This window comes from Bacillus sp. JJ783 (assembly GCF_036963225.1).
GTDB classification, from domain to species: Bacteria; Bacillota; Bacilli; order Bacillales; family Bacillaceae_G; genus Bacillus_A; species Bacillus_A cereus_U.
Map to the genome: position 1 here is coordinate 1 of NZ_JBALMG010000150.1, position 7,083 is coordinate 7,083.

Sequence of the window (7,083 nt, forward strand, 5' to 3'; positions counted from 1 at the left end):
AAGAAATTGAAACACATTTAGGTGATTGGCAAGAAAAGTATGGTTTAAAGAATTGGTATCACAGACGCAAAGATGGATACAATGGCGTACATATCTATTTCAAAAACAGAAGTAACTTTTACTTCCCGTGGGAATTACAATTATGGGATAAAAACGATGTAGAATCTAATATTGAAGCACACAGAAAACATAAGCGTAATTTCGTATAAGAGCCTAAACGGCTCTTTTTTTAATGTAATATACCAGTATTAATGATTTCAATATTAACTTTTGAGTGAATTTTCACATTTTTATAGTTGTATGTATTCCATAGTTTTGGATGATGTGCAATTAATTGTCGTCCAACACCGAATGAATCGCAATTGTTTTTCTGTAAGATTTTAATTATTTTATGATCTTCAGCTGTTAAATCTTTTGATAGTTTCTTTTCAAGCTTGTTCAAACTATTCATATTGTTTAAATGGTCTTTTGGGTACTCTAGTAAAGATGCTTTTAGATGCAATTTTAAGTACAAATGAATATCATCATTATTATCAAATTAACGACACCTATTACGTAAAATATAAAAATCTCCAACATTAAAGTATAAGTTACATTCTAATATTTTATTGTTGATAACTGACGGTATCATTATACAGCTTATTTAGAAGAGTCATGTACATTTCGAAGAAGTTCTTCAATAAGTATTGTTTTTTCATTCACCTTTGTGGCATATGTGAAATCACCATAACAATATGGATACCTAAAATTATTTTTATTTCCACCACAAGTGTACATCGCTGGGTTTTGATCAACTTTCATCTTAGAAAACTTTTTGGCCGAATCTTCCGAGTGTTGTTTAACTTCTTGACTGGCAATAAAATCAATATACCCTGGCCCCATATTATAGCTTTGAATAATTGTATCCATGCTAACATCTTTTTCCGTTCCATATTTGTACATTTTAGCAAAGTGTTTTACCCCTTGTTTAATGCTCAAGCTTGTCTCTTGAATTTCATTTGGCTTTAATCCAAGTGATTCAGATGACTGCATAGGGTCGTTTCCCTCACCTCTACTCTCTTGGTACATAATTCCTAATAAAACTGCTGTTTTCCCTCCTAAATTATATTTTTCTAATTCTTTTTTCAAGGTAGGCTCATATTGCAATACACGTTTTTCGGTAGCGAGCGCTTTATTTTGTTGAATATTAGTTTTATGATTAAAATATAGTATTCCAAGCATTGTTCCTAAACCTAAAATACTAATAAGGAATACTTTAATAATTTGTTTTTTACTCATATCCTTCATATATTTCTCCTCGTATAAGAAATTCAATTTTTCAATGGCGGTTGGTTATTTACAAAATATATAATAATCATCTATTTCTCTGCCCCTTTTAGACTCAAATTTATTTCTTTTAGGTTTTAAGTTTAATATAGAAATTTAAAAATAAGATAAAGATAAGATAAAGAAAATATAAAGTGCATTTTTTAGAGTACTTTAAAAAGATATTGGTACAAACGAATATGTGGGACAAGTTGTAGATATGAATGGATATAGTGATAATCGAGAGGTTATCATACAAGTTATTAATTATGGAGATATCATTCTAGAAGAAGTTTTACCCTATCTTTTTAATATACTTTATTACCATTTCATAACTTACTTTAAATTTACTTTGCTCATTTACTGCATTCTAACAATCATCATCACACATGACTTAATATATTATTGAAAAGAAAAAAGCTCTGCACTATGCAGGCTTTCTTTATGATTTCACAGCTAAATTATTCATAAAACTTTCTATAGAATTCGCCTGAAATATACGTAAATGATGAGATTGAACGTCGTAATGTTTGTCAGTAATTATAAGGATTGAAGGAAAGAATTTAGAACCTTTCGGTTGCCAGGATTCATTGTGCCATTCTTGGCTATGGAAGTATAACTCGTATCTGTTTATCTTATCTTGCATTATTTTTTTACTGTACACTGACTTTTGAACTTCAATAAAGAATGGTGATCTACGCCATATAGTAAAAGCATCCGGCTCCATATATTCTTTCCCATACTTTGGTTCAACTTTGAATAGTTTAGGATTTTCATAATGAACGAGTTGTTTGTATACGTGCACAATACCAAGGAAATGAGGAATTTTTTGACTTGTCTTTCTGATAGAACTTGGCTGCGGAAAATAAATGTATGGGTGCTGCAATACGTTAGCATCAACGTGACCATCTCTTCTTAATCGTTTCATAACCGTATTACAGCAAGTTACCGCATTCTTTAAGCCTTGAAAATGCAAGTCAATAATATCGTCACGGGACATGCATCTAAATCGATTCAAATCATTCAGAATTCCTTTATCTCTACTCTTCATCATCTAACACCCCAAATAGCGGCATTTCTTCCTGCAAAGAATTCTGGAGTATCCTCTCCCCTTTAGACATGCGATATGGTTCAACAATTTGTTTCGCCTTACTTAATTCTAAATAAGGAGCTTGCACTTTCTTTAATCCATTTCGTTTTAAAATCATTTGGCCTGATTGCTCTAAATGCTCTGAACCAGGAGTACCCATGATATTACTATTAATCGCACTATCACATTTAAAGCCAATTCTTACGGTCATATTAAGTTTTAACTTACCATCTAACACCTTTGCATCTGGCCTCTGCATACTAAGCATAAGAAAGACTCCAAGTGATCGGCCGACTGCTGAAATCTTTTCAATCGTAGTCATACACTCTTTTTCATCTTTAAGCATAGCTACTTCATCGATAGCAAGTAGAATATATGGTTTTTGATGATCTGGATTTAATTTGTTGTACGCATCAATATGATCAACTTCATATTCTTCCATAAGTTTTCTTCGTTCTCTAATTTCCTTCCACACCTTTTGAAGCATTATTTTCATTTCGATTTCTTCCATACAAACTTCTTTTACATGCTTCACTCTTCGCAAGAAATGAAATTCAGAGTTTTTTAAATCTCCAAGGTACAAATGCAACTTTTCAGGAGACATATATTGAATAAGTGTGGATAATACAACACGTACCATACTACTTTTCCCGCTTCCCGTTTCTCCTGCTATTAATAAGTGTGGTGTATTGGAATCAACCATATCGTACGTAATCGTTTTTCCGAATTGGTCCCGGCCAACCACAACAGGAAGACGGTATTCTTTTAATATTGGCTGCCATTCTTTATAACAGTAATTGTATGGTTTTAGTCCAGCATCTGAACGGAATACATGTAGTACAAACTTTTTCACATCCCCTTCAATCGTAAGATTCCGTCCTAATATTTGCTGAAAACAAAACCACTTCTTTTCAATCTTCTGTGGATCTAATCCGTTTGGTATGGTAAAAACATACCTCACGCTTTCTGCTGAAGAAGAAACATTATGTACCTTTGGATAAATAGGCACTTTTCCCCCACGGGTTTGATGTTCCGTATATAAACCTGCTTTTCCGAACACCTCCATAAGCTGATTCCTTAACCTTTGCGTACGAAGCCACTCCTTTATAATCCCCATTACTCCCTTCCCTCCTTAAAACATGATTACGATACGAACAAATACATATCCAATCAAGCAAACTCCACCAATTCGCGTGCCGTGATAAATACCTTCACTTACAAATTTAGCTGCTGATATATAGTCATGTCGCACCAAGTATTTTTCTAACATGACTGCTCCGATTAAAATCGTTCCCATAACTCCTAATGCAATGTAAGTATGTAATACCTGATCCGACATATGAAGGAATGCGAAAGGACTTAATGAATTGTATTTACGGATTTTCTGTTCTTTATCTTTGTATGACCGATCCATAAACTCGCGAAAAGGAATTATTTCTTTCCTAGTACGCATTTAAATGCCCCCTTTATAAACAGAATGAACAAACTAGATGAAATATAGGGTTTATACGTTTATTACCTTGATAGCATTACTTTGCTAGTTAACGTGGTAGATACTTTGCTAGTACACAGGCTAGTTTATTTGGTATCTACTTTGATAATTAGTTTGCTAGATACTTTGATAGCGACCTTGATACATCATATTGCGTGGGGCTTGTACATTATTAACACTTTTGTTTAAAAAAAATGAGCTTTGGCAAAAATAGAATTACACAAGTATAAAAGAATGGGAGTGTAAAAGGTGTTTGGATTAGGAAAACCTTTATCAAAGTTCGGAAAATTTCTTAAGAGGAATGAAATTACTCAAACAGAATTAAAAGAATGGAGCGGAGTAAACCAGAATACAATTAGCCGCATTACACGATCTAATGAGAATAGGCCATCATTAGGTAATGGCCAAAAGATAATTAGAGCTTTAAAAAGAAAAGGATACCGTGTAGACTTTGAAGATTTTTGGATGTGATTATTCGCTCGATAAATATTAATATATCAACAACACACTTCAATGAAAGCCATTTTCGAAAATGAAAATACCCTAGTACAAAATTCTTGATTTCTTAAGAGAAGGTATTGGAGTTTATTTTTTGTATATACATCAGCATTTCATTAAAAAAAGACAAATAGATGCCTATGGGCATCTATTTGTCTAAAAACGACTACTTATAATTATTTTACTTCTACAGTATAATTCCCTGTTCCACCACCATATTTATATACACTTAAGTAATATTTCCCTGGCTTCGCATTATAATTTCCAAGCAATTTGTTTCCATCGTGTTTTGTTGCATAAGTTACATAATTATTTAGATCTGATTCAGAATATAACACCCAGTTCAGTCCAAGGTTTTGTTCGTTCGTAACGGTAATTTGTAAATCTTTTGGGTCCTTTACATCGATAACAAATCTGTCAACTTGATCTTGATCACTTAAGTTTCCTCTTAATAACACGTTCAAAGATAATGGATTCGCTGCATCAAATGAATTATTCGGTTCTTTTTCTACAGCAGTACCTTCTTCTGTATTCACTCCGCTAAACACAACATCATATTCAAATTGTCCAGCGGCATTGACACGGTAATTTACAAAATAAGCAGTTAATGTTTTGTATCCGCTCCACTCTTTTTCTGCAAGATGCTTTAGCATATCATTCGTTGCTTGATTCATCACTTTCCAATCCTCATTTTCCCCTTTTGCCGCACTTCCTGTATATGTTCCTTGTAGTGTGAAGGTATTAAAGAATTGTGATTTATTCTTTGTTACCTTCACATTTTTTAACTTCGCTTCATTGGTGACATCTGCTGCAACATCCGAAAGTGGTTTCGGATTGTGCTGTGCTACATAATCATCTGATACTTGCGGAATTGTATACTTATCACGATTATCTATCAGCATTTGCATGTAAGTTTGATATTCTTCATTTAATTTATTATCTTTACTTAATGTAGAACGGTACGCATCGTAACCTGAAACATCATTTGTACGAATTAAATCATGCACTTTATCGAACATATCAGGACGGTTATTATACATATACGATTGCAATGCAAACGAGTAATTATAAAAATCCCACGTTCCGTATTTTGCATTTAATGTTTGCGCTGCTGTGTAACGTTTCGCAGGATCATTAGACAACCCACCAATGATACTTTTTCGCGGTACTACGCTGTCTAATCGCGTTGAGCCTGCAAAAAACTCCGCATTTCCTTCTTCAAACCATGTTAAACGTTCATTTTGATACATTTCTCCTTGACCCCATAATCCCGGAACTTCGTATCTGCCCTGTAAATAGTGTGTAAATTCGTGACGAAATAATTCTTCCAAACTATAAATACTCTGCTGTGGTGTACGTTCATATGTAAAGAAGGTTCCTGTTCCTTCAATATAAATTCCACCATTATTTGTTTCATAGCCGTATAGTTGACGGTTAAATTGATATTCATCCGGACTATTATAAATAACCATTGTTAACACATCATCAGCATGTCCACTTTCGAGTGGTTTATCACTACCAACTGTACGATAAAATTGAGATCGTACTTCTTTTGCTGCCCAATATAAACGTTTAATTTTTTCTTCGCTAACTTTATCTCCCGCTTTAAAGACAATAGCTCCATCATCAAATGTATACGTTTTTGGCAAATAATGTTTCTTACCATCTTCTCGAATTTGATCTAAATTTACCGTTTTTCCATTTGCATCTATCCCGCCGTAATTAGTAGCAATTTGTTCTGCTGCAACAAAATATTGTTGCCCTAAATATGGATATATCCCCATTGCTTCTGTAACAACTTGCTGTCCTTTTGTTGGTGTACTATAAAACTTGCCAAAACGACTAGCATAGTAAATACCATTATTAATTAGCCATCCGTTTTTGTCTGTTACTGTACCTATTAGTGCAAAACGATTTATCTCATTAATAAAGCCATCAATTTTCCCATACCACAGCATATCTTTTGGTTCTTTTCCTGTAGCATTCATATACGATTGAACTTCATAATCAACTTCTTTCATCAAATTATATACAGCATCGCCTTTAGTTCGATCTTCAATAAACGTAGAAAGATTATCATTATATTGTTTAAAGATTTCACCTGCATATTGAATAACTTCTACATCAGCTGACGCCCCTCCAATTAACATCCCATAAGACGAAATTACTTTATTTTGTTCTGTTGTACCAAGTTTAAAATTCGGGTTCTTCGCAATTGTTTTTAAAGCTGGCAAACATTTATCATGATAGACACGTTCACTTAGTTTACTTAATTCTTGATGATAAAAACCTAAATAAAAACCTGAGCGTAAAACTTCTACTAATGTCTCAATTCCTTTTGAGTCATCTTTCGTATAGGCTTGTCCTTGTTCTGCTAGCTTAGCAATGATTGCCTGCATACGGCTATCATCTTGATAGAATTTGAGACTATCATTATTAAACTGAAATAACTCCGGAATTTGATACCATTGAATCGTAACCAGAAGATCGGTCAATTGCTTGTTGCTTAATTGATTTAATTCAGCCATTGAATATTTCTTTTCTTCAACAAGCTGTTTAGCATTCTCATTTGGCATCGGTGGACGCTGCGATAAATCTGCTAACTTTAAACGTTTAGTAAATGATCCATTTTCTTGTACGTTCGAAGGGTGCGCTAACTCATCAACGGATTTCCTTAATCCTACCGGCTCCATTTGTA

At 33.5% G+C, this 7,083-nt stretch carries 7 protein-coding genes and 2 pseudogenes (1 of these 9 only partly in view); 3 read left to right on the plus strand and 6 right to left on the minus strand.

Annotated elements, in window-relative coordinates:
- A pseudogene (locus tag V7038_RS25240) lies at window positions 1-209 on the plus strand (hypothetical protein); the annotation flags it as partial.
- A 20-nt stretch (window positions 210-229) separates the two neighbouring features.
- Here the strand turns inward: V7038_RS25240 and V7038_RS25245 are convergent.
- Together V7038_RS25245 and V7038_RS25250 are read right to left on the minus strand one after the other, a co-directional pair.
- Entirely contained in the window at window positions 230-520 is a 291-nt protein-coding gene (locus V7038_RS25245; protein WP_335695810.1) for a Ger(x)C family spore germination C-terminal domain-containing protein, read from the minus strand.
- 119 nt (window positions 521-639) lie between these two features.
- Window positions 640-1,287, minus strand: a complete 648-nt coding sequence (locus V7038_RS25250) for a lysozyme family protein (RefSeq protein WP_000654275.1) — start codon at window positions 1,285-1,287, stop codon at window positions 640-642.
- A 217-nt stretch (window positions 1,288-1,504) separates the two neighbouring features.
- Here V7038_RS25250 and V7038_RS25255 point away from each other — a divergent pair.
- Window positions 1,505-1,627, plus strand: a pseudogene (locus V7038_RS25255) (vancomycin resistance histidine kinase VanS); the annotation flags it as partial.
- 120 nt (window positions 1,628-1,747) lie between these two features.
- Here the strand turns inward: V7038_RS25255 and V7038_RS25260 are convergent.
- From V7038_RS25260 to V7038_RS25270, 3 genes are read right to left on the minus strand one after another with little or no spacing between them, the layout of a single operon-like run.
- Window positions 1,748-2,323, minus strand: a complete 576-nt coding sequence (locus V7038_RS25260; protein WP_335695811.1) for a replication-relaxation family protein — start codon at window positions 2,321-2,323, stop codon at window positions 1,748-1,750.
- Between the two features lie 22 nt (window positions 2,324-2,345).
- Window positions 2,346-3,512: an FtsK/SpoIIIE domain-containing protein gene (locus tag V7038_RS25265; protein ID WP_335695808.1), complete on the minus strand. Its 1,167-nt coding sequence runs from the start codon at window positions 3,510-3,512 to the stop codon at window positions 2,346-2,348.
- A gap of 15 nt (window positions 3,513-3,527) precedes the next feature.
- Window positions 3,528-3,848 (minus strand): hypothetical protein, encoded by a 321-nt coding sequence (locus tag V7038_RS25270; RefSeq protein ID WP_097905038.1) that lies wholly within the window; start codon window positions 3,846-3,848, stop codon window positions 3,528-3,530.
- Window positions 3,849-4,136: 288 nt separating this feature from the next.
- Between V7038_RS25270 and V7038_RS25275 the strand changes: the two genes are divergently transcribed.
- Window positions 4,137-4,358 (plus strand): helix-turn-helix domain-containing protein, encoded by a 222-nt coding sequence (locus V7038_RS25275; RefSeq protein WP_000467339.1) that lies wholly within the window; start codon window positions 4,137-4,139, stop codon window positions 4,356-4,358.
- Between the two features lie 203 nt (window positions 4,359-4,561).
- Here V7038_RS25275 and V7038_RS25280 read toward each other — a convergent pair whose 3' ends face one another.
- Window positions 4,562-7,083, minus strand: the 3' portion of a protein-coding gene (locus V7038_RS25280; RefSeq protein WP_335695809.1) for a collagenase ColA. It continues 91 nt past the right edge of the window; the window shows 2,522 of its 2,613 coding nt (coding positions 92-2,613); its start codon lies off the right edge, out of view; its stop codon occupies window positions 4,562-4,564.